Source organism: Streptomyces sp. cg35 (assembly GCF_050410835.1).
Lineage (GTDB): Bacteria > Actinomycetota > Actinomycetes > Streptomycetales > Streptomycetaceae > Streptomyces.
Genome location: NZ_CP191268.1, coordinates 578,411 through 599,746 on the forward strand (window position 1 = coordinate 578,411; position 21,336 = coordinate 599,746).

The window sequence follows — 21,336 nt, forward strand, 5'->3', positions numbered from 1 at the left end:
GGCCACCATGGATCGCTCGCCCGACTCCGCCGAGGCATCAGCCGAATCCGGCATACGGACCACGCCGCCCGACGGCGGCTCGGCGCCGTACGCGGGCGGCGGCGCGCATGAGCACCGATGGCTGATCCTCGCCGTCATCGGCATCGCTCAGCTGATGGTCGTGCTCGACGCGACGATCGTGAACATCGCGCTGCCCTCCGCCCAGCAGGACCTGGGCTTCACGGACGGCAACCGGCAGTGGATCGTCACCGCCTACGCCCTCGCGTTCGGCAGCCTGCTGCTGCTCGGCGGCCGCATCGCCGACCTGGTGGGCCGCAAGGCCGTCTTCATCGCCGGTCTGATCGGCTTCGCGGCGGCCTCGGCGCTGGGCGGCGCGGCGACGAGTTTCGGGATGCTGGTGTTCGCGCGGGCCCTGCAGGGCGTGTTCGGCGCGCTGCTCGCGCCGGCCGCGCTGTCACTGCTGACCACGACGTTCACGGACCCGCGCGAGCGCGCCAAGGCGTTCGGCATCTACGGCGCCATCGCGGGCGCCGGCGGCGCGGTCGGCCTGCTGCTGGGCGGTGTGCTGACCGAGTACCTGGACTGGCGCTGGTGTCTGTACGTGAACCTGGCGTTCGCGGTCGTCGCGATCCTCGGCGGCATGCGGCTGCTGCACGGCGGCCGCCCCGCGGACCGGCCGAAGCTGGACGTGCCGGGCACGATCCTCGTCTCGGTCGGCCTGTTCTGCATCGTCTACGGGTTCTCGAACGCCGAGACGCATGCCTGGGGCGATGTGCAGACGTGGGGTTTCCTCGTGGTCGGCGCGCTGCTGCTCGTGGCGTTCGCCTGGTGGGAGACGCGGGCCGCGCACCCGTTGCTGCCGCTGCGCGTGGTGCTCGACCGGGACCGCGGGGCGTCGTACCTCGCGATGTTCATCTCCGGCGCGGGCATGTTCGGCGTGTTCCTGTTCCTGACGTACTACCTGCAGCAGATCCTCGCGTACTCGCCGGTGATCACCGGTGTGGCGTTCCTGCCGATGGTCGCCTGCATGGTGTTCTCGTCGATCGTCACCACGAACTATCTGGTGCCGCGGCTCGGGCCGAAACCGATCGTGCCGCTCGGCATGGCGCTCGCGGCCGGCGGCATGGCCTGGCTCACCGCGCTCGACCTGCACAGCAGTTACGCGGCGCATGTGCTGCCGCCGCTGCTCGTCGCCGGTATCGGCCTCGGTCTCATCTTCGCGACCGCCATGAACCTGGCCACGGCGGGAATCGCCGCGCACGACGCGGGCGTGGCCTCCGCGATGGTCAACACCAGCCAGCAGGTGGGCGGTTCGATCGGCACGGCGCTGCTGAACACGCTCGCGACGAGCGCCGCGACGAGCTATCTCTCCGGCAAGCAGCCCTCGCCCCAGGTGCAGGCGCAGGCGTCGATGGAGAGCTACTCGACCGCGTTCACGTGGTCGGCGCTGTTCTTCGCGGTGGGCTTCGTGGTGACGCTGGTGCTGTACCGGCCGGGCGTACCGAAGTCGGCGTCGGCTTCGGCCGAGGGCGCCGTCCACATGTGAGACGGTTCGGGCCGCCCATCCACGGGGCATACCCCTTCTGCAAAGTCCGCCCGCCCGGCCGTGTGCCGGGCGGGCGACGGCGCTTGCGCGGGGTGGCGGAATCAGGGGCGAGGGTCAAGGGGGACCGACCATGCGCGGCGTGCCGTACGAGGCGTACCAGGTGGACAGCGAGCGGCTCGCGACGGCGTTCGTCGAAGTGGCGGACGCCGCCGCGCAGGGCGGATCGCAGGCCCTGTCCGCCCTGGTCGGCTGCTGTGTGTCCCTGCTCGGCGTGCCCTCGGCGGCGGCGGTGCTCAAGCCGCCGACCGGGCGGGTCGAGATGGCCGCCTCCGACCCTCGGGGGCTGCGTCTGGAGCGGGCCTCGCTGTCCTGGGGCGAGGGCCCCGGAGCGGACTGCCGGGCCTCGGAGCAGCCGATCCGCGGTGTGCCGCTGGCGCATCCGTACGCGCGGGCCAACTGGCCGTCGTACACGGCGATGGCGCGCTCGCTGGGCTTCGCGTGCGTGGTGGCGGTGCCGCTGCGCACGGCGGAACGGGCGGTCGGCTCGCTCAGCCTGCTGTCGGAGCGGGCCGGCCCGCCGGGACCGCTGCAACTGCGCCTGGGCCAGCACCTGGCGGACGCCACGGCCCTGGGCATCCGGCCTCTCACCCGCTGCTGAACCCGGCCCGGACCGTGGACCCCCGGGACCGCCGTGCCCTCGCGGTCGTCCGGCATCTGCACCGAGACTGGCGGTATGGCTGACGGGACGAAGCGAACGAAACGCAGCGCGGGTCTGCTCCTCTTCCGCCGCACCCCCGCGGGGCCCGAGGTGCTGCTCGGTCACATGGGCGGCCCGTTCTGGGCGCACAAGGACGCGGGGGCGTGGAGCGTCCCGAAGGGCGAGTACGGGCCGGACGAGCCGCCCTGGGACGCGGCACGCCGCGAGTTCCGCGAGGAGCTGGGACTGCCCGCCCCGGACGGCACGCCGCTGCCGCTCGGCGAGACGGTGCAGTCCGGCGGGAAGCACGTCACGGTGTGGGCCGTGGAGGCGGACCTCGACCCGGCGGACGTGGTGCCCGGCACGTTCACGATGGAGTGGCCGCGCGGTTCGGGGCGCACCGCCGAGTTCCCCGAGCTGGATCGGGTGGCGTGGTTCGGCCTGGACGCGGCGCGGGCCGTCGTCGTCACGGCGCAGACGGTGTTCCTGGACCGGCTGGCCGAGCAGGTCTGACACCGGTCCGTCCGGGTACGCGGAGGACCCCGCGTTGCGCGGCCCCGCGCCGCGCGGGAAGGTCGAAGGAACCGCGCACAGGAGGTCGCCCCCATGCCCATCGCGACGGTCAACCCCGCGAACGGCGAGACGCTGAGGACGTACGACGCCCTCTCCCCCGAGGACATCGAGCAGAAGGTGGCCCTGGCGGCCCGGACGTTCGACACGTACCGCACCACGACGTTCTTCGACCGGGCCAGGCTGCTCCAGCAGGCCGCCGATCTGCTGGACGCGGACACCCCGGACATCGCGCGCGTCATGACGACGGAGATGGGCAAGCCGGTAGCGGCGGCCCGCGCGGAGGCGGCGAAGTGCGCGCGGACGATGCGCTGGTACGCGGAGAACGCGGCGCGGCTGCTGGCCGACGAGCACCCGGCCGAGCAGGACGTGAAGGACTCCGGTGCGGTCCGGGCGCACGTCCGCTACCGGCCGCTGGGCGTGGTGCTCGCGGTGATGCCGTGGAACTTCCCGCTGTGGCAGGTCGTCCGGTTCGCGGCGCCCGCTCTGATGGCCGGGAACGTGGGCCTGCTCAAGCACGCCTCGAACGTCCCGCAGACCGCCCTCTACCTGGAGGACCTGTTCCGCCGGGCCGGGTTCCCCGAGGGCTGTTTCCAGACGCTGCTCGTGGGGTCCGGCGCCGTGGAGGGCATCCTGCGCGACGAGCGGGTCGCCGCGGCGACGCTGACCGGCAGCGAGCCGGCCGGGCGGTCCGTCGCCGCGATCGCCGGTGACGAGGTGAAGAAGACGGTCCTGGAGCTGGGCGGCAGCGACCCGTACGTGGTCATGCCGTCGGCGGACGTCGCCAAGGCGGCGAGGACGGCCGTGACGGCCCGGGTGCAGAACAACGGCCAGTCGTGCATCGCGGCGAAGCGGTTCATCGTGCACGAGGACGTCTTCGAGCAGTTCAGGGACGCTTTCGTGGACGGTATGCGGGCGCTGCGCGTCGGCGATCCGCTCGACGAGTCGACGGACGTGGGCCCGCTCTCCAGCGAGCAGGGCCGGGCCGACCTGGAGGAGTTGGTCGACGACGCTGTGGAGGCCGGGGCCACCGTGCTGTGCGGCGGTCAGCGGCCGAAGGGCCTCGCGGAGCGCGGCTGGTACTACGAGCCGACGGTGCTGGCCGACATCACGCCGCAGATGCGCATCCACCAGGAGGAGACGTTCGGGCCGGTCGCCACGCTGTACCGGGTCGGGGACCTGGACGAGGCGCTCGCCGTCGCGAACGACACATCCTTCGGGCTGAGTTCCAATCTGTGGACCGGCGACGAGGACGAGATCGAGCGGTTCGCCCGCGACAGCGCGGCGGGCGGCGTCTTCGTGAACGGCATGACGGCCTCGCATCCGGCGCTTCCCTTCGGCGGCGCCAAACGGTCCGGGTACGGCCGGGAGCTCGCGGACCACGGCATCAAGGAGTTCTGCAACATCACGACGGTGTGGATCGGCGCCTGAGTTCATCCACCTCCACAGAACGATCGAAACGCTCAACTTGGGCGATCCTCTTGAGCGTTTGAAACTCCGGGTGCTAGAAACCGCTTACTCCCAGCGGTCACTCCAGCATCCCGGAGCCCTTCATGACGTCGCAGACACCCCCTTCGCCCTCGTTCCTCCCGTCGGCTCCCTCCTGGTCCCGTCGCGGCTTCCTCGCCTCGACCGCGGCCGCCGGTGCCGCGCTCGCCGTCGGACTCCCCCAGCAGGCCGTGGCCGCCGGCGCGGGCGGCGCGGCCGCGGCCGACGACGAGTTCGCGGCGCTGCGGGCGAAGTGGCGGACGCTGTACCTCGGCGAGGGCTTCAGCCCGACCGCCGAGCCGTTCAAGTCGAAGCTCGCGACGCTCGGGGCGCAGGCGAAGTCCTGGCACGACGCGATGGCCCCGACGGACGGTTCGCTGTGGCCGGACGCCGTGTTCGGCGACCCGGACCCCGACACGGACACCGAGTCGTACGGCTACTCGGAGAAGATCCAGACGAGTTACGAGCGCGTGCGGGCCATGGCCGAGGCGTTCTGCCAGCCCGGCACCGGCCTCACCGGCGACGCGTCCCTCAAGACGGCCGTCCTGACCGCCGTGGACCACCTGGGCACACAGGTCTACAACAAGTCCCAGGCCCAGTACGGCAATTGGTACAACTTCCAGATAGGCGCCCCGCAGCGGCTGCTCGACATCGCGATCCTGATGTACGAGCACCTGAGCGCCGAGCAGCTGACGGCGGCGGTCGAGGCGATCGACCACTTCGTACCGGACTCGCTGGTCGCCAAGTACACGGGCACCAGCACCGGCGCCAACCGCATCGACCTGTGCCGCGTGCTCGCGCTGCGCGGCATCCTCGACGGCACCGCGGCGAAGGTCGCGCTGGCCAGGGACGCCGTGTCGCCGGTCTTCCCGTACGTCACCTCGGGCGACGGCCTGTACGCGGACGGCTCGCTGATCCAGCACACGTACGTGCCGTACACGGGCTCGTACGGCGCGGTCCTGATCGACGGCCTGAGCAAGCTGTTCGCGCTGCTCGGCGACTCCACCTGGGCGATCACCGACAGCGGACGGCAGATCTTCCTGGACTCCGTGGAGGACGCGTACGCGCCGTTCCTGCACGACGGGCTGATGATGGACAACGTGTCGGGGCGGGCGATCAGCCGGGGCCTGGTCGCCACCGATCCGCTGAAGATCCAGCAGGACGACCACGCGCGCGGGCACGGGGTGATCGCCTCGATCGTGCTGCTCGGTCTGGGGGCGAGCGCCGAGGAGAACGCGCGGTGGCGGGCGCTCGCCAAGGGCTGGTTCACCCGCGACCACTACAGCGACGTGACGACGGGCCGCACGCTCGGTGTCGCCGCGCTGTCCCGCGTGACGTCGCTGCTCGACGACTCCACCGTGAAACCGGCGGCCGAACCGACCGGCCACCACGTCTTCCCGTCGATGGCGCGGGCCACCCACCGCACGAAGCGGTTCACGGCGTCGGTGTCGATGTCCTCGAAGGCGATCACGTTCTACGAGAACGGCAACGGCGAGAACGTCCGCGGCTGGCACACCGGTTCGGGCATGCTCTCCTGGTGGGCCGCGGACGACAGCGACGGCGGCGGCCAGTACAGCGACGGCTACTGGCCCACCGCGGACCCCTACCGGCTGCCCGGCACGACGGTCTCCCGCAAGCAGCTCACGGACGCCGAGGGCGGGACATGGGGTGCGGCCAGGCCCGACACGGCGTGGGTGGGCGGCGCGACGGACGGCACGTACGCGGCCCTCGCGCAGGACGTGCGCGGCCTGTCGTCGACGCTTCGGGCGAAGAAGTCGTGGTTCTTCCTCGACGACGCGGTGGTGTGCCTGGGCGCGGGCATCACGAGCACGGACGGCGCCGCGGTGGAGAGCGTCTTCGACAGCCGCAACCTCGGGGCTGCGGGCACAGCGCGCCTGACGGTCGACGGCCGCCCGCAGCCGACGAGCCACCCCTGGAACGCGGCCCATCCGCACGCCCGTTGGGCCCATGTCGCGGGTCACGGCGGCTACGTCTTCCCCGGCGGCACCTCCCTGACGACGCTGCGCGAGGAGCGTACGGGCACGTGGCGGAGCATCAACGGCGGCGGCTCGACCGATCCGGTGACGCGACGGTACGTGACCCTGCTGGCCGACCACGGCACCGACCCCTCGGACGCGACGTACGCCTACATCCTCATGCCCGGCGCGAGCGAACTGCGCACAGCAGCGCGGGCGTTGGACCGGGGGTGGCTGGACGTCGACGTCAACTCCGGTGCGCGGCAGGGCGTTCGGGTGCCGTCACTCGGCTTCACCGGGGTGACGTTCTGGGAGCCCGGATCGGTGGGCCGGGTGACGGTGGACGCGCCGCTGATCGTGCAGATCCGGGAGAAGCGGGACGGCACGGCGACGGTGTCGGTCAGTGACCCGAACCGCGCGGTGAAGGCGGCCACGCTGACCTGGCGGCGCCCGGTCCGGTCGGTGACGTCGAAGCCGGGGACGGTCACCGGCGCCGAGCCGGGCCGGGAGCTGAAGCTCACGTTCGGCGACCTGAGCGCGACCGGCGGCCTCACGCAGAAGGTGACCGTCCGGCTCGGCTGACCGGCGCGCCGCACGAGGCCCGGAGGTTCAACTCCGGGAGGATGTCGAGGTGTTGTCCCGGTTCGCGGGTGCCTGACGGCTCGGCGAGCCGGGACAGCAGCAGCTCCGCGGCGCGACGCCCCACGGTCCGCTTGGCCGGGGCGACCGCCGTCAGCGGCAGATCGGCGAGCGCGGCGACCTCGTCGTCGTAGGTGATGACGGACAGGTCCTCGGGCACGCGCACGCCGTGTGCCCGCAGCCGGGGGACGAGGACGATCGCGTCGGCGTCGCTGTGCAGGATCGCCGCGCTCACCCCGTGCTCCTCGACCGCATCGCGCAGAAAGGCGAAGGTCCGCTCGAAACGCTCGGCCTCGGTGGCCGCGGGCCGCCGCGCGAGCGACGACTCGGGTGCGGGGCGCAGGCCGAGCGCCTCCACGGCCGCCTCGTAGCCGCGCCTCAACTGGGCGCTGGTGGGCGACTCCTGGGCCGCGAGGGCGATGGTGCGGTGACCGAGCGAGGCCAGGTGCCGGACGGCCTCGGCGGCGCCGTGGGCATGGTCGGAACGGACCCGGTCGAGGGCGGCTGCGGGGTGCCCGTGCGGCGCCGAGCGCTCGACGAGGACCGTCGGAACGGGCCGCTCGGTGATCCGCAGCCCCTCCCCCGGCCCAGGTACCCCGCGGTCCCAACTGGGCGTCAGGAGAAGCCCGTCGACGCCCGCCGCGAGGAGCCGGTCGACCTGTACGGAGTCCTCGCCGGGCAGGTACTGGGAGAGCGCCACCACGAGGCGGGCGCCGCGCTCCTCCACGGCTTCCCGGGCGCCGCGCACCACTTCCGCGTAGTAGTACTCGGTGGTCGGCACCACCATGCCGACGACGCCTCCCTCGGCCGGCCGGCCCGTCTGCTCGGGGAGCTCCCCTGTCTCTCCGGGCCACACGACGGCGCCGTGCAGCCGGTGGAGTCTGCCCTGGGCAGCGAGGGACTCGACGTCACGGCGCAGGGTGACCGGGGAGACACCCAGCTCGTGGGCGAGGTCGGCGACGCGGAGGGTGCCGCGTTCCCGGAGCAGTTCGAGGACGCGCGCGTGGCGCCGGTCGACGTGCAGCCGCATGGTTCCGGCCCCTCCCCGTGGTCCCCTGCCCCGATCCGCGCGCCGTCGGCGTCGGCCGCGTCATCGTATCGATCGAGTGCGCTCACAACGATCCGGCGGGAGGGCCGGAGTTGGGCTTGCGGATCATGTGGACGTCCACCGGGTCCTGTGACTCCATGGTGAAGCCGTGCCGTTCGTACAGCCGCCGCGCGGCGCTGCCCTGCAGCACGTCGAGGCGGACGGCCCGGGCGTCGGCGTCCGCCCGGTCCAGGAGGGCGCCCAGCACCGCCGACCCGAGGCCACGGCCCTGGTGGACCGGTGCGAGGTAGAAGTGCTCCAACCGCAGGTCGTCCCCGTCGGGTCGCAGCGTGACGCAGCCCGCGAACGCGCCGTCGGCCTCGACGACGAGGGTGTGCATCGGGGCGAAGGAGTCCCGGAACCGCTGCCGCACACGGTGCGGGTCGTACCGCCCGAGCCGTTCGAGATCGGCGCGCATCACCGCGGCGCGCAACTCGACGATGACCTCGATGTCGGCGACGAGGGCGGGGCGCAGTTCCCAGGCGGGGAGGGCGGCAGGATTCGCACTGTCGTTCACTTCCGCAGTCTCGCAGACCCTCGCGCGCTTCCTCGACCCGGTCTCGCATGGTGTCCACCATCGAGGAGCGGGACCGGTCCGCGCACATCCGCACGCTCTCGCCCGCGTGCGCCTCGCGTACACGAAAAGCGCGAGCCTGAGCCGGTACGGGCACACGCCGTCCGTGCGTTCACCCGCATTCACCTCGCCGTCACCGGGAGTTCGGCGCCGGGGCCGACCGTGTGCGCAGTTCACCTTTCAGCGCCTCAGGAGGCTCCATGTCCCCGCACGTCACCGGCAAGCGCCGCGTCCGCCGCACCGTCGCCGCGGGGGTGCCGCTCGCCGCGCTGGCCGCGATCGCCGTGGCCGGGACGGCGACGGGTGCCCCGGCCGGCCACGGCGGGTCCCGCACGGCCGAGGTGACGGGCAGCGCGACGCTCGGCGACATACCGCTGGGCACGTTCAGCAACGGTCTGCTGCCGGGCACGGTGGACGACGACCGCGGTGTCGACCTGGGCGGCATCGGCTCCGACATCTTCCCGGCGGGACGCGAGGGCGAGTACTGGACGGTCACCGACCGCGGCCCGAACGGCCAGATCAAGGTCGACGGCACCAAGCGCCGCACCTTCCCCGTCCCCGGCTTCGACCCGGCAATCGTGAAGATCCGTGTCACCGGCGACCGGGTGAAGGTCCTGCGGTCGATCCCGCTGACGACGACGTCCGGCAGGCCCGTCACCGGCCTGTCGAACCAGGAGGGCCGCGACGAGAAGCCGTACACGTACGACGCGGGGTCCCCGCTCGCGTACGACCCGAACGGGCTCGACACCGAGGGCATCGTGCGGGCCGCGGACGGGACGTTCTGGCTCATCGACGAGTACGGGCCGTCGCTGGTGCACGTCTCGGCGCACGGGAAGGTGCTCGCCCGGCACGTGCCGAAGGGCCTGAACCTGAAGGGCGCCGACTACCCCGTCGTCGAGTCCCTGCCGTCCGTGCTGCTGCACCGCAAGATCAACCGAGGCTTCGAGGGGCTCGCCCAACTGCCTGGCGGTGACCTGGTGCTGGCCCTGCAGAGCCCGCTGTCGCTGCCCGACGGGGATGCGGGGGACGCCTCGCGCACCACGCGGCTCTTCCGCTTCTCGCCGCAGAAGAAGGCGGTCACGGCCGAGTACGCGTACCGCTTCGATGCGGTCGGTGACGTCGACCCGGGCGAGGACGACACCTCCGAGCTGAAGATCTCCTCCGTGGTGGCGCTCGGCCGCGACCGGCTGCTGGTGGAGGAGCGCACCGACAAGGCGGCCCGCCTCCAGGAGGTCCGGCTCACCCGTCGCGCGGACATCCTGGGCGGAGCGTGGGACGACGCCGGTACGTCACCGTCGCTGGAGCAGCTCGAGGACCCGGCGGCCTCCGGGGTGCCGGTGCTCGGCAAGCGGCTCGTGGTGGACCTGAACACGGTCGAGGGGGTGCAGGACAAGATCGAGGGCGTGGCGCTCGCCGGGCACGGCACGCTCGCTCTGATCAACGACAACGACTTCGGGATGACCGACGGCGCGGGCGCGTTCGACGCGAACGGGCGGCTCGTGGACAGCGGCATCGAGACGCGCGTGACGTACGTGAAGCTGCCGAAGGGCGCTCTCTGACGAGCGCCCCGGTCACCGCTTCAGGGCTGCTCGCCGGCCGTCTCGTCGATGGCCGGCATCGGTGCGCCGTCCGGATGCCAGGCGCGGAGGAAGCCGGCCTGGCGGCCGAGGTCGACGAGTTCGACGCGGGCACCGATGCTGTCCATCCGGTGGTAGGCGAAGGGCCGGCCGTAGGGGCAGCCCGAGAAGTCCACGGGGAAACCGGCGTCCGTCAGGCGACGGGATCCTCGGTCGACATCGCTCGACCAGAAGCCCAGGTGATCGAACCGGGGTCCCGCGGCAGCGTCCCACGGGCTGCCGGGCGCGCCTTCGATCAGCTCGATGAAGGGCGGCCCGCCCTGGGTGAAGGCGATGCGGTAGTCCCACGCGCCGAGCCGGTCGGACACCGGGTCGCTCCAGGTCACCCCGGCCGCCCGCTGGAGGTCCCGCATCGCCGGCTCGATGTCGGGAACGGCGAAGCACACATGGTAGAAGGCAGTCATCCGTCCATCCTGTAACACCCGTCCCGGTCCTCCGGGCGGAGCGTCACGGCAGCAGGGACTCCACGTCGCTCGGCAGCAGGCCGCTGGGGAGTTCGCTGGGCAGTTCGGTCGGGATCCCGGACGGCAGGCCGCTGGGAAGTTCGCTGGGCAGCGCGCTCGGGAGCTCGCTCGGGATGCTCAACGACGGGGAGGGCGTGCCTCGTTGGCTGCTGCTGGCCGGCGAGGGCCGGCCGTCGCCGCCGGTGTCGCGCGTCGCCACGAGCACGACGGCGCCGACGATCACCACGAGGGCGACGAGCACGGCGAGCAGGAGGAGGGGGCGTCGCCCGGGGCGCCGCGGTTCCTCGGGTGGCGGTGCACCGTAGGAGCCCCCGGGCGGCGGGCCGAACCCGTCGCCCGAGGGCGGTCGATCGCTGGGCGGCGGGGGCGGCTGCGACGGGGGCGGGGGTACGGACATACCCCCAGGGTCCCCGTCGACGGTCCAACACGCGACCCCCGGAGGGAAGTTGTGGTCTCCCCTGACCCGTGTGCGGTCAGCCGCGGGCGGCCAGCAGGTGGTCCATGGCCAGCTGGTCCAGGCGCTCGAAGGCCATGCCGCGCTCGGCGGCGGCGTTCACGTCGAACTCCTCGTAGGCGCTCTTGTCCGCGAGGAGCGCGGCGACGCCGTCGGCCGCCGTCGGCTGCGCCAGCTCGTCCAGGCGCGACGCGCGCAGCGCTTCCTGCACCTCGGGGTCGGCGCGGAAGGCGGCGGCACGGTCCTTGAGGATCAGGTAGTTGCGCATGCAGCCCGCGGCGGACGCCCAGACACCGTCGAAGTCCTCGGTCCGCGGCGGCTTGAAGTCGAAGTGCCGCGGGCCCGCGTAGCCGGCCGTCTCCAGGAGGTCGACGAGCCAGAAGGCGGAGCGCAGGTCACCGGCGCCGAAGCGCAGGTCCTGGTCGTACTTGATGCCGGACTGGCCGTTGAGGTCGATGTGGAACAGCTTGCCCGCCCACAGGGCCTGGGCGATGCCGTGCGGGAAGTTCAGGCCTGCCATCTGCTCGTGGCCGACCTCCGGGTTCACGCCGTACATCTCCGGGCGCTCCAGGCGCTCGATGAAGGCGAGGGCGTGGCCGACGGTGGGCAGGAGGATGTCGCCGCGGGGCTCGTTCGGCTTGGGCTCGATGGCGAACTTGAGGTCGTAGCCCTTCTCGATGACGTACTCGCCGAGGAGGTCGAAGGCCTCCTTCATCCGGTCGAGCGCGTGCCGGACGTCCTTGGCACCGCCGGACTCGGCACCCTCGCGGCCGCCCCATGCGACGTAGGTCTGCGCGCCCAGCTCGGCGGCGAGGTCGATGTTGCGCATGGTCTTGCGCAGCGCGTAGCGGCGCACGTCGCGGTCGTTGGCGGTGAAGCCGCCGTCCTTGAAGACCGGGTGCGTGAAGAGGTTCGTCGTCGCCATCGGGACGACCAGGCCGGTGGTGTCGAGTGCCTGGCGGAAGCGCTTGATGTGGGACTCGCGCTCGGTGTCGGAGGCACCGAAGGGGATCAGGTCGTCGTCGTGGAACGTGACGCCGTAGGCACCGAGCTCGGCCAGGCGCTGCACGGACTCGACCGGGTCGAGCGCGGGGCGGGTCGCGTCGCCGAACGGGTCGCGGCCCTGCCAGCCGACCGTCCAGAGGCCGAAGCTGAACTTGTCGTCGGGGGTGGGCTGGTACGTCATCTCGCGGCTCCCTCGCCGATCGCGGGCGGCATGGCATGTCATGTCGCCCGCCTATTTCGTCATGGCGCTTTACAAATTAGTATGCGGGCACGCCGCTGGGAAGAGCCGACCCGGATCGGACCTTTCACGATCACGGGATCACCGGAAATCAGGAGAGCCGCATGTCAGCTGCCGAGGGCCCCCTTGTCGTCGGGGTCGACAGTTCCACGCAGTCCACGAAGGCCCTGGTCGTCGATGTCGCCACGGGCGCGGTCGTGGCCAGCGGGCAGGCGCCGCACACGGTGACCTCGGGCGCGGGCCGCGAGAGCGACCCCGAGGAGTGGTACACCGCGCTGACCTCGGCGCTCGCCCAGTGCGGCGACGCGGCACGCCGCGCGTCGGCCGTGTCGGTGGGCGGGCAGCAGCACGGCCTGGTGACGCTCGACGCCCAGGGGCGGCCGGTGCGTCCGGCGCTGTTGTGGAACGACGTGCGCTCCGCGCCGCAGGCCCGCCGTCTGGTGGACGAGCTGGGCGGGGCGAAGGTGTGGGCGGACCGGTTCGGGAGCGTACCCGGGGCCTCCTTCACGGTGTCGAAGTGGGCGTGGCTGGCCGAGCACGAGCCGGAGGCCGTACGCGCGACGGCGGCGGTGCGGCTGCCGCACGACTACCTGACCGGGCGGCTGACGGGTGCGGGCACGACGGACCGGGGCGACGCGTCCGGTACGGGATGGTGGGCGTCGGCGACCGAGGCGTACGACGAGGACATCCTCGGGCGGGTCGGGCTCGATCCCGCGCTGCTGCCCAGCGTGGTCGCGCCCGGCGAGGTCGCGGGCACGGTCCGCGACGCGGCGGACGGACTGCCCTTCTCCAAGGGCACGCTGGTGGCCGCCGGCACCGGGGACAACGCCGCCGCCGCGCTCGGCCTCGGCCTGCTGCCGGGCACGCCCGTACTGAGCCTCGGCACGTCCGGCACGGTGTACGCGGTGTCCCGGCGCCGGCCCGCGGACGCGAGCGGCACCGTCGCCGGGTTCGCGGACGCGCGCGGCGACTGGCTGCCGCTGGCCTGCACGCTGAACTGCACCCTCGCCGTGGACCGGATCGCCGCGCTGCTCGGCCTGGACCGGGAGGCCGTCGAGACGGGCGGCACCGCGACGATCCTGCCCTACCTCGACGGCGAGCGGACCCCCGATCTCCCGCACGCCTCCGGCCTGTTGACCGGTCTGCGGCACGACACGACCGGCGGGCAGCTGCTGCAGGCGGCGTACGACGGGGCGGTGCACGCGCTGCTCGGCGCCCTCGACCGGGTCCTGGACGACGAGGCCGACCGGTCCGCTCCCCTGCTGCTGATCGGTGGCGGCGCGCGCGGCACGGCCTGGCAGGAGACCGTGCGCCGGCTGTCGGGGCGGGCCGTCCAGGTCCCCGAGGCCCGCGAGCTGGTGGCGCTCGGCGCCGCCGCGCAGGCCGCGGGCCTGCTCACCGGCGAGGACCCGGGGGCCGTGGCCCGGCGCTGGGAGACCGCGCGCGGTCCTGTCCTCGACGCGGTGGAACGGGACGAGGCGACCCTGGAGCGGCTCTCGGGGGTGCTGGCGGGCGCGGCGCCGCTGCTGGAGCGGCCGTGACCGGGACGCCGTGCCCGCCCGGCCGCGCGGCCGGGCCGCTCACGTCGACCTGCGCGCATCGCCCGTCGCACATCCTGGGAGCATGACCGCATGACCGCACCACTGCACCGTCCCCGGCCGGGGACGCCCGACACCCAGCAGGGCATGCGCCGCCGCAACCTGTCCCGCGTGATGCACGCGGTCGCCGCCGCGGGCCCTCTGTCCCGGGCGTCGGTGGCGGGCCGCATCGGGCTGACCCGGGCCGCCGTCTCCACGCTCGTCGACGAGCTGATCCGGGCCGGTCTCCTGGAGGAGCTCGGGCCGCAGCGGCCCGGCGGTGTGGGCCGGCCGGGCTCCGCGCTCGCGGTCAGCGGCCGGGGCCCCGCCGGGCTGGGCGCCGAGGTGGGCGTCGACCATCTCGCGGTGTGCGCGGTGGACCTGCGCGGCGAGGTGCGGGCGCGCGCGGAGCTGCGGGTCGGCAACCGGGGGCGCGCGCCGGGCCCCGTGCTGCTCGACCTCGCGGAGCTGGTGCGGCAGGTGACCGAGGAGGCCGCGGCGGAGGGGCTGCGCCCGGCGGGGCTCGCCGTCGCGGTGCCCGGACTCGTGGCGCGGGGCACCCAGACCGTCGTCCGCGCCCCCAACCTGGACTGGCACGACACGGACGTCGCCGCGCTGCTGCCCTGCGAGGTGCCGCTGAGCGTCGACAACGAGGCGAACTTCGGCGCGCTCGCCGAGCTGTGGCTCGCCGCGGAGTCCCCGGCGGACTTCCTTCATGTGTCGGCGGAGATCGGTATCGGCGCCGCCCTGGTCGTCGACGGTCAACTGCTGCGCGGGGCAAGGGGGTTCGCGGGCGAGCTCGGGCATGTTCCGGTACGCCCCGAGGGTCCGGCCTGCCCGTGCGGCGGGCGCGGCTGCCTGGAGCAGTACGCGGGCGAGGAGGCGGTGCTGCGGGCGGCGGGCGTCGCGCCGGGCGCGGACCGGGTGTCGCTGCTGGCCGAGCGGGCCGAGGCGGGCGACACGGCCACCCGCCGTGCGCTGCGCGGCGCCGGCACCGCGCTGGGCATCGCGCTGACCGGCGCGGTGAATCTGCTCGATCCGCGCGCGGTGGTGCTGGGCGGCGCGCTGTCCCGTCTCGCGCCGTGGCTTCTGCCGTCCCTGGAGCGTGAGTTGACGCGCCGCACGGCGACTCCGGCCGACGGGGTCGCCGTCTCCCGGTTCGGCTCGGACGGGCCGCTGCTCGGCGCGGCGCATTCCGTAGTGCGGGCGGTGCTCGACGACCCGATGGGAGTCGCGCAGGAGGCGTAGCGCGCCGCCCCGGCCGGGCCCGCCGCTGCCAGTGGTTCGGACCTCTGACGTGCGGTTGTGCACATTCCGTGGGTTCTCCACAGGGGCGTCGCGCCCTCTTTCGCGCCAACCTGCGGGCGCCGTACCGTACTTCACGCGAGGCGCCGGACTCCTGTCCGTCCGACGGGTGGCGGCGTGCGCACGGGAAGGGGATTCCTGTGTCGGGGGACGCCGTCGGAGACCAGAGGCTGGCGATCGGAAGCAGTCCTGTGCAGCACCTGTTGTGCCCGCTGCTCGGGACCGTCGCGTTCGTGCCCGCGCCGCTGTCCGCGGCGGGCGTCCCCGCCCCCGTCCCGTACGCGGGTCCCGTCGTCGGCACCTGGCTCGCCCTCGGGGTCGTCGTCCGGCTCGTGCCGACGCGACGTCATCCGCCACGCCTGGCCGGGCTGGAGAACGCCTTCCGGGTGTCCCGGCTCGACCTGGTGCGGTGGCTCGTACGGGACTACGGCGTCAGCGAGTTGGACGCCCACCGGTTCGCCACGCGGACCGTCGGGTCACCGCTGGCGAACGTCTGCGACACCGATGACACCTGCGTCGCCGAGCTCCGCGAGGAGCGGCCGCCGGCGCGCGAGACGCACCGCGGACTGCACGCACGGCCGCGCGAGAGCACGGCGACCCTGCCGCGCCCCGAGCGTTGAACCACCGGGCACCGCAGCTCTGAGCTCTGCGGCAGCGTCCAGGCGCTGCCGGTTCCCCCCACCGTCCGAGCCATTCGAGAGGCAGGATCGTCATGGACCGAGCAAGAGGAGCACACTCCCCCGGCCGCCCCAGCCGCCGCCGTCTGCTCCAGGCCGGGGCGCTGGCCGCGGTGCCCGCCGCGCTGCTGCCAGCGGGCCGGGCCGGCGCCGGGGCACAGGCGGTCGACTACCCGCCGGCCGAGTCCGTCCCCGCGAGCACCTCCAACTACACCGTGTCCAGCCGCCCGTCGTCGTATCCCGTCGACTACGTCGTCGTCCACGTCACGCAGGAGACCTATGCCGACGCCGTCGCCATCTTCAAGAACTCCGCGAAGCAGGTCTCCCCGCACTATCTCGTGCGCTCGGCCGACGGACACATCGCGCAGTGCGTGCGCGAGAAGAACGTCGCCTGGCACGCGGGGAACTGGGACTACAACACGCGCAGCATCGGTATCGAGCACGAGGGCTGGGTCGACAAGCCCGAGTACTTCACCGACGCGATGTACGAGCAGTCGGCGGCGCTGACCGCGTCGATCTGTGCCCGGTACGGCATTCCGATGGACCGTGAGCACATCATCGGCCACGTGGAGGTTCCCGGCACCGACCACACCGATCCGGGCCCGTACTGGGACTGGACGCGCTACATCCGGATGGTGAACTTCGCCTGACGCCGCGTCCGGGGCGGCATGTGCCACCTCGGACGATCCGTGCCCGGCTCCTTGTCGACCCGCGCTGCCGGAGCGACGATGTCCCCACCGCATCGCCGTCTGGAGGCCGAGTTGACCGATCCCTGGGTCGCCCTGGAGCCGGGCGCCGATCCCTCCGAGCGGGTGCGGGCGCTGCGTCACGCCCATGACCGGTTCACCGCGGCGGGCACCGTCGCCCGTCCGGTGCGCCCGGTGGTCGCCGATTCCTGGCGCCGCTCGGCCGGGGCGCACGTGAGCCCGGACGCGTCGGCGGCGGTGGAGCTGACCGACGGCGACCTCGGGGCGTATCGCGCGGAGCATCCGCTGTCCCGGGTGATGCCGTTGTTCCGCGAGCTGATGGGCACGTTCGCGTCGGACGGAGAGCATCTCCTGGCCGTGTGCGACGCGCAGGGCCGGCTGCTGTGGGTCGAGGGTCACCCGGCCACCCGGCGGCGGGCGGACGGGATGAACTTCGTGCCGGGGGCCCGCTGGTCGGAGTCGGCGATGGGGACGAACGCGCCGGGGACGGCGGTCGCCGTGGACCGCCCGGTGCAGGTGTTCGCCGCCGAGCACTTCATCCGCGAGGTGCAGCCGTGGACGTGCGCGGCGGCTCCCGTGCACGATCCACACTCCGGGCGGCTGCTCGGCGCGGTCGACATCACCGGCGGGGACGGCCTCGCGCATCCGCACAGCCTCGCGTTCGTGCAGGCGGTGGCCCGCGCCGCCGAGTCCCAGCTCGCGCTGCTCGCCCCCCGACCGACGGCCGGGCCGGGTCTGCGGCTGAACGCGCTCGGCCGCGACGAGGCGCTGCTGGTCACCGCATCCGGCCACAAGATCCGCCTGAGCCGCCGCCACAGCGAACTGGTCGTCCTCCTGTCCCGCCATCCGGAGGGCCTGAGCGGCGACGAGCTGATGTGTTTCCTGTACGACGACGAACGGGTCACGCCGGTGACCCTGCGGGCCGAACTCGCCCGGCTGCGCAGAGTGCTGGGCCCGGATGTCCTCACGTCCCGCCCCTATCGCCTCGCCGTCCCGGTCGACTCGGACCTCACCACGGTGGAGCGGCGCCTCGGCTCCGGCGCGGTGACCGCGGCGGCGTCCGCGTACACGGGTCCGCTGCTGCCGGCCTCGCAGGCGCCGGCGGTGGCCCGTATACGACGCAGGCTCGCCGACGGGCTGCGGGCGGCGCTCATCGCGCGGGGTGACCCGGACCTGCTCGCGGACTGGGCGCACGCCCCCTGGGGCGAGGACGACCTCGCCGTCTGGCAGGCGCTCGCCGCGGCCCGTCCGACTCCGCCGGTCCTGACCCGCCTCGCGGCGCTGGACGAGGAACAGCGCGCCCCGGACCCGTACGCAACGTAGCTGCAACGTCCTGGTCCCTAGCCTCCCGGGCGAAAGCTGCCCAACGGCGGGCAGCCCGCACTGGAGGCCAGCCAAGATGACCCGTTACACCGCGCCCGGCACCGAGGGCTCCGTCGTCTCCTACCAGGCCCGCTACGACCATTTCATCGGCGGCGAGTACGTGCCGCCCGCCCGCGGCCAGTACTTCGAGAACCCGAGCCCGGTCAACGGACAGCCGTTCACCGAGATCGCGCGCGGCACCGTCGAGGACGTCGAGGCCGCCCTCGACGCCGCGCACGCCGCCGCGCCCGCCTGGGGCCGCACCTCCGCCGGTGCCCGCGCCGACATCCTCCTCAAGATCGCCGACCGGATGGAGGCGAACCTCGAGCAGCTCGCCGTCGCGGAGAGCTGGGAGAACGGCAAGCCGGTCCGCGAGACCCTCGCCGCCGACATCCCGCTCGCGATCGACCACTTCCGCTACTTCGCGGGCGCGGTCCGCGCGCAGGAGGGCAGCCTCTCCGAGATCGACGACGACACGGTCGCGTACCACTTCCACGAGCCGCTGGGCGTCGTCGCGCAGATCATCCCGTGGAACTTCCCGATCCTGATGGCGACATGGAAGCTGGCCCCGGCGCTCGCGGCCGGCAACGCGGTCGTCATCAAGCCGGCCGAACAGACACCCGCCTCGATCCACTTCTGGCTGAGCCTGGTCGCGGACCTGATCCCGCCGGGCGTCGTCAACGTCGTCAACGGCTTCGGCGTCGAGGCGGGCAAGCCGCTGGCCTCCAGCTCGCGCGTGGCGAAGGTCGCGTTCACGGGCGAGACCACGACGGGCCGCCTGATCATGCAGTACGCGTCCGAGAACATCAAGCCGGTCACCCTCGAACTCGGCGGCAAGTCCCCCAACATCTTCTTCGACGACGTCTGGGCGAAGGACGACGACTTCCGCGACAAGGCCCTCGAAGGCTTCACGATGTTCGCGCTCAACCAGGGCGAGGTGTGCACCTGCCCGTCCCGGGCGCTCATCCAGCAGGGCCACTACAGCGAGTTCCTCGAGGCGGCGATCGCCCGCACGGAGGCCATCAAGCCGGGCCACCCGCTGGACACCGACACGATGATCGGCGCCCAGGCCTCCAACGACCAGCTGCAGAAGATCCTCTCGTACCTGGACATCGGCCAGCAGGAGGGCGCGAAGGTCCTCACGGGCGGACAGCGCATCGAGCACGACGGCGAACTGGCGGGCGGCTACTACGTCCAGCCGACCATCTTCGAGGGCTCCAACCGCATGCGGATCTTCCAGGAGGAGATCTTCGGCCCGGTCGTCTCGGTCGCCTCGTTCGCCGACTACGACGACGCCATCAAGATCGCCAACGACACGCTGTACGGGCTCGGCGCGGGCGTGTGGACCCGCGACATCAACACGGCCTACCGCGCGGGCCGTTCGATCCAGGCGGGCCGCGTCTGGACGAACTGCTACCACGCGTACCCGGCGCACGCGGCGTTCGGCGGGTACAAGCAGTCGGGGATCGGGCGGGAGAACCACAAGATGATGCTGGAGCACTACCAGCAGACGAAGAATCTTCTTGTTTCATACAGCCCTCAGAAACTTGGGTTCTTCTAGAACCTCAAGTTGGGTGCCTGGAAGGAACTTTGCCCTTTCAGGCACCCACAGGACGCAGCAACTATCCGTGACCAGTCAGCAACCTTCTGGACCCATTCACCACGAATCTGCGCCCGTCACGGGGCAGCCACGGGCCAACTGGGGCGCTACGTCGCCGCGCCCTCAGTGGTGCGAAGCGTGCGAGGAAGAGCAGACGATGTCGCGTGGTGGGCGTGATCACACGGCAGTGTGATCACGGGTGGTCTCGAGGTCGTTGAGCACCGCGAGGACTGGTCCCCAGCACATGCCGACGGTGTCTCGGTCCGGGATGACGCCGCGTTCTCGTTGCTTGCGGAGGTGGACGAAGTTTCGATACTCACGACCGATCGCCATGAAGTCATGGGCGTCCATCTGAATCCACCCTCGGGTACGAGCGGTGTCGAGCAGCAGGACAAAGCTTGCCCGTTCAGGGGCAACGCGCCTCTCGCCCTGGGGGAAGCCTCGTTGCAGGCTTGGATCTCTGTGGGTTACTACGTCGAGGAGAAGGGCTTCCGTGAAGCTGCCGATGCCGATGAGCGCCATACCGTACGCACCGTGCTGCTCACAGATCTGCGTTTCGGTGGCCCTCTCCAGACAACCCGCTTGGGTGCCTACCGTCTGTCGTCGATGGGGTTTCTCGCTCTATCCCCTGGCGCCTCCGGCGGACACAAAGGGCGTACTCGTATCAGCCCGCTCCTTGATGCTTGGAGCCGTCGGCGAGTTTCCCGGCCTTGGCCTTCGAGGAGAACGGGTGAACGCATGAGGTAAGAAAACATCCGTGACAGAACCACCCCAGACCGCCACCCAGCACGCCTTTGTCGCCCTCGCGCCGCCCGACCATGCGAAGAACGAGCTGGCGCACGCGCTGAGCCCGGCCTACGCCGCCTATCCCGGTCTGCGCTGGAACCGCATCGAGGACTGGCACATCACCCTGGCGTTCCTGGGCGAGCTGCCGGTACAGGCCGTTCAGCGGCTTCGTGCACCCCTCGCCGACCTGGCGGCTGCCCGCCCGTCTCCCGAACTGGCGCTGCTCGGTGGCGGACACTTCGACGAGCGAGTGCTGTGGAGCGGCATCGAGGGCGATCTCGACAGACTGCACGAGCTGGCCGAAGCGGTACGTGCGCGGATCAGGGACTGCGACGTCGTCTTCGCCGAACGTCCGCTGCGTCCCCACCTCACGCTGGCCCGCGCTCGCCGCTACGACAACGCGTCCGTGACGGCGGCGGCCGCCTGCCTCGACGGCTTTACTGGACGCCCTTGGCAGGCCGAACGCCTCCACCTGGTCGGCAGCACGGTAAAAGGCCACCCGGGCCCACGGCGCTATCAGGACATCGACGCCTGGGGCCTGGTCACTGGGCAAGAGCATTCCGATCCGAAACCGCCACAGACTGCTGTGCATGAGCACAAGGACGCCTCGGGCCTCAAGATGATGCCGCCTCGACCCAACGCGCCCTGAGCCCGCTCAGACGGTCATCCCGCCAGTCAGGGAGTCCGGCCATCGCATGTGCCTCTGGTTGCAGAGGGGGGTGCCGCAACCGGTCCGTCGCCGGACGGCCACGACGGCGGTCCAAGTCCGTCCTGGGCGATAAGGCGTACGACTCGCAGGCCAGCCGGCATGAGCTACGGCGCCGCCGCTTGCTCCTGGTCCGTCAGAAATTCCGCAATCACCTAGTCGACTGCTGAACGGTCCGACACGTCTGTCCCTGGCCGGGGGGGCGCCGAGCGGGGTTGCCGGCCACATGGGAAGTTGCCTC

General features: G+C 72.3%; 19 protein-coding genes. 13 read left to right on the forward strand and 6 right to left on the reverse strand.

The window, feature by feature from the left end; all coding sequences use genetic code 11:
• Window positions 1-7 precede the first annotated feature (7 nt).
• The 5 genes from ACQUQD_RS02925 (at window position 8) to ACQUQD_RS02945 (ending at window position 6,859) form a co-directional block, all read left to right on the forward strand.
• Window positions 8-1,546, forward strand: coding sequence for an MFS transporter (locus tag ACQUQD_RS02925; RefSeq protein ID WP_428950318.1), 1,539 nt, complete (start codon window positions 8-10; stop codon window positions 1,544-1,546).
• A gap of 130 nt (window positions 1,547-1,676) precedes the next feature.
• Window positions 1,677-2,204 carry a GAF domain-containing protein gene (locus tag ACQUQD_RS02930; protein WP_428950319.1) on the forward strand — a complete coding sequence of 176 codons (528 nt, stop codon included), beginning with the start codon at window positions 1,677-1,679 and terminating at the stop codon, window positions 2,202-2,204.
• Between the two features lie 75 nt (window positions 2,205-2,279).
• Window positions 2,280-2,756: an NUDIX domain-containing protein gene (locus tag ACQUQD_RS02935; RefSeq protein ID WP_428950320.1), complete on the forward strand. Its 477-nt coding sequence runs from the start codon at window positions 2,280-2,282 to the stop codon at window positions 2,754-2,756.
• A 93-nt stretch (window positions 2,757-2,849) separates the two neighbouring features.
• On the forward strand, window positions 2,850-4,244 hold the full coding sequence (locus tag ACQUQD_RS02940; protein WP_428950321.1) for an NADP-dependent succinic semialdehyde dehydrogenase: 1,395 nt from the start codon (window positions 2,850-2,852) through the stop codon (window positions 4,242-4,244).
• 122 nt (window positions 4,245-4,366) lie between these two features.
• Entirely contained in the window at window positions 4,367-6,859 is a 2,493-nt protein-coding gene (locus ACQUQD_RS02945; RefSeq protein WP_428950322.1) for a polysaccharide lyase 8 family protein, read from the forward strand.
• On the opposite strand, the gene ACQUQD_RS02950 is transcribed toward ACQUQD_RS02945, so the two are convergent.
• Both ACQUQD_RS02950 and ACQUQD_RS02955 read right to left on the reverse strand, forming a co-directional pair.
• Window positions 6,828-7,946, reverse strand: a complete 1,119-nt coding sequence (locus ACQUQD_RS02950) for a substrate-binding domain-containing protein (protein WP_428950323.1) — start codon at window positions 7,944-7,946, stop codon at window positions 6,828-6,830. The genes ACQUQD_RS02945 and ACQUQD_RS02950 overlap by 32 nt on opposite strands.
• 82 nt (window positions 7,947-8,028) lie before the next feature.
• The gene (locus tag ACQUQD_RS02955) at window positions 8,029-8,520 is read right to left on the reverse strand and encodes an N-acetyltransferase family protein (protein ID WP_428950324.1); all 492 of its coding nucleotides are present in this window, start codon (window positions 8,518-8,520) and stop codon (window positions 8,029-8,031) included.
• A 257-nt stretch (window positions 8,521-8,777) separates the two neighbouring features.
• Between ACQUQD_RS02955 and ACQUQD_RS02960 the strand changes: the two genes are divergently transcribed.
• On the forward strand, window positions 8,778-10,136 hold the full coding sequence (locus tag ACQUQD_RS02960; protein ID WP_428950325.1) for an esterase-like activity of phytase family protein: 1,359 nt from the start codon (window positions 8,778-8,780) through the stop codon (window positions 10,134-10,136).
• A gap of 20 nt (window positions 10,137-10,156) precedes the next feature.
• Here the strand turns inward: ACQUQD_RS02960 and ACQUQD_RS02965 are convergent, their stop codons facing one another.
• The 3 genes from ACQUQD_RS02965 to xylA all read right to left on the reverse strand — a co-directional run bounded on the left by ACQUQD_RS02965 (window position 10,157) and on the right by xylA (window position 12,318).
• Window positions 10,157-10,618 carry a VOC family protein gene (locus ACQUQD_RS02965; protein WP_428950326.1) on the reverse strand — a complete coding sequence of 154 codons (462 nt, stop codon included), beginning with the start codon at window positions 10,616-10,618 and terminating at the stop codon, window positions 10,157-10,159.
• A gap of 43 nt (window positions 10,619-10,661) precedes the next feature.
• On the reverse strand, window positions 10,662-11,075 hold the full coding sequence (locus ACQUQD_RS02970; RefSeq protein WP_428950327.1) for a hypothetical protein: 414 nt from the start codon (window positions 11,073-11,075) through the stop codon (window positions 10,662-10,664).
• A gap of 76 nt (window positions 11,076-11,151) precedes the next feature.
• Window positions 11,152-12,318 carry a xylose isomerase gene (gene xylA, locus ACQUQD_RS02975; protein WP_428950328.1) on the reverse strand — a complete coding sequence of 389 codons (1,167 nt, stop codon included), beginning with the start codon at window positions 12,316-12,318 and terminating at the stop codon, window positions 11,152-11,154.
• A 161-nt stretch (window positions 12,319-12,479) separates the two neighbouring features.
• On the opposite strand from xylA, the gene xylB reads away from it, so the two are divergent.
• From xylB to exaC, 6 genes are all read left to right on the forward strand, one after another.
• Complete coding sequence (xylB, locus tag ACQUQD_RS02980; protein ID WP_428950329.1) at window positions 12,480-13,916, forward strand: xylulokinase; 1,437 nt, start codon at window positions 12,480-12,482, stop codon at window positions 13,914-13,916.
• Window positions 13,917-14,006: 90 nt separating this feature from the next.
• The gene (locus ACQUQD_RS02985) at window positions 14,007-15,200 is read left to right on the forward strand and encodes an ROK family protein (protein ID WP_428950330.1); all 1,194 of its coding nucleotides are present in this window, start codon (window positions 14,007-14,009) and stop codon (window positions 15,198-15,200) included.
• A gap of 248 nt (window positions 15,201-15,448) precedes the next feature.
• Complete coding sequence (locus ACQUQD_RS02990) at window positions 15,449-15,877, forward strand: hypothetical protein (protein WP_428950331.1); 429 nt, start codon at window positions 15,449-15,451, stop codon at window positions 15,875-15,877.
• Window positions 15,878-15,969: 92 nt separating this feature from the next.
• Window positions 15,970-16,584: an N-acetylmuramoyl-L-alanine amidase gene (locus ACQUQD_RS02995; protein WP_428950332.1), complete on the forward strand. Its 615-nt coding sequence runs from the start codon at window positions 15,970-15,972 to the stop codon at window positions 16,582-16,584.
• 111 nt (window positions 16,585-16,695) lie between these two features.
• Window positions 16,696-17,964, forward strand: coding sequence for a GAF domain-containing protein (locus ACQUQD_RS03000; RefSeq protein ID WP_428957438.1), 1,269 nt, complete (start codon window positions 16,696-16,698; stop codon window positions 17,962-17,964).
• A gap of 76 nt (window positions 17,965-18,040) precedes the next feature.
• Window positions 18,041-19,564: an acetaldehyde dehydrogenase ExaC gene (exaC, locus tag ACQUQD_RS03005; RefSeq protein WP_428950333.1), complete on the forward strand. Its 1,524-nt coding sequence runs from the start codon at window positions 18,041-18,043 to the stop codon at window positions 19,562-19,564.
• Window positions 19,565-19,780: 216 nt separating this feature from the next.
• Here exaC and ACQUQD_RS03010 read toward each other — a convergent pair whose 3' ends face one another.
• Window positions 19,781-20,125 carry a hypothetical protein gene (locus ACQUQD_RS03010; protein ID WP_428950334.1) on the reverse strand — a complete coding sequence of 115 codons (345 nt, stop codon included), beginning with the start codon at window positions 20,123-20,125 and terminating at the stop codon, window positions 19,781-19,783.
• Window positions 20,126-20,360: 235 nt separating this feature from the next.
• On the opposite strand from ACQUQD_RS03010, the gene thpR reads away from it, so the two are divergent.
• Window positions 20,361-21,038, forward strand: coding sequence for an RNA 2',3'-cyclic phosphodiesterase (gene thpR, locus ACQUQD_RS03015; RefSeq protein ID WP_428950335.1), 678 nt, complete (start codon window positions 20,361-20,363; stop codon window positions 21,036-21,038).
• The last annotated feature ends 298 nt before the right edge of the window (window positions 21,039-21,336 follow it).

Coding starts and splice junctions, on each gene's coding strand:
- xylB (WP_428950329.1), top strand. CDS start 12,480: ATGTCAGCTGCCGAGGGCCCCCTTGTCGTCGGGGTCGACAGTTCCACG.
- ACQUQD_RS02930 (WP_428950319.1), top strand. CDS start 1,677: ATGCGCGGCGTGCCGTACGAGGCGTACCAGGTGGACAGCGAGCGGCTC.
- ACQUQD_RS02985 (WP_428950330.1), top strand. CDS start 14,007: ATGACCGCACCACTGCACCGTCCCCGGCCGGGGACGCCCGACACCCAG.
- ACQUQD_RS03010 (WP_428950334.1), bottom strand. CDS start 20,125: ATGGCGCTCATCGGCATCGGCAGCTTCACGGAAGCCCTTCTCCTCGAC.
- ACQUQD_RS02970 (WP_428950327.1), bottom strand. CDS start 11,075: ATGTCCGTACCCCCGCCCCCGTCGCAGCCGCCCCCGCCGCCCAGCGAT.
- ACQUQD_RS02940 (WP_428950321.1), top strand. CDS start 2,850: ATGCCCATCGCGACGGTCAACCCCGCGAACGGCGAGACGCTGAGGACG.
- xylA (WP_428950328.1), bottom strand. CDS start 12,318: ATGACGTACCAGCCCACCCCCGACGACAAGTTCAGCTTCGGCCTCTGG.
- ACQUQD_RS02925 (WP_428950318.1), top strand. CDS start 8: ATGGATCGCTCGCCCGACTCCGCCGAGGCATCAGCCGAATCCGGCATA.
- exaC (WP_428950333.1), top strand. CDS start 18,041: ATGACCCGTTACACCGCGCCCGGCACCGAGGGCTCCGTCGTCTCCTAC.
- ACQUQD_RS02960 (WP_428950325.1), top strand. CDS start 8,778: ATGTCCCCGCACGTCACCGGCAAGCGCCGCGTCCGCCGCACCGTCGCC.
- ACQUQD_RS02995 (WP_428950332.1), top strand. CDS start 15,970: ATGGACCGAGCAAGAGGAGCACACTCCCCCGGCCGCCCCAGCCGCCGC.
- ACQUQD_RS02950 (WP_428950323.1), bottom strand. CDS start 7,946: ATGCGGCTGCACGTCGACCGGCGCCACGCGCGCGTCCTCGAACTGCTC.
- ACQUQD_RS02935 (WP_428950320.1), top strand. CDS start 2,280: ATGGCTGACGGGACGAAGCGAACGAAACGCAGCGCGGGTCTGCTCCTC.
- ACQUQD_RS02945 (WP_428950322.1), top strand. CDS start 4,367: ATGACGTCGCAGACACCCCCTTCGCCCTCGTTCCTCCCGTCGGCTCCC.
- ACQUQD_RS02965 (WP_428950326.1), bottom strand. CDS start 10,618: ATGACTGCCTTCTACCATGTGTGCTTCGCCGTTCCCGACATCGAGCCG.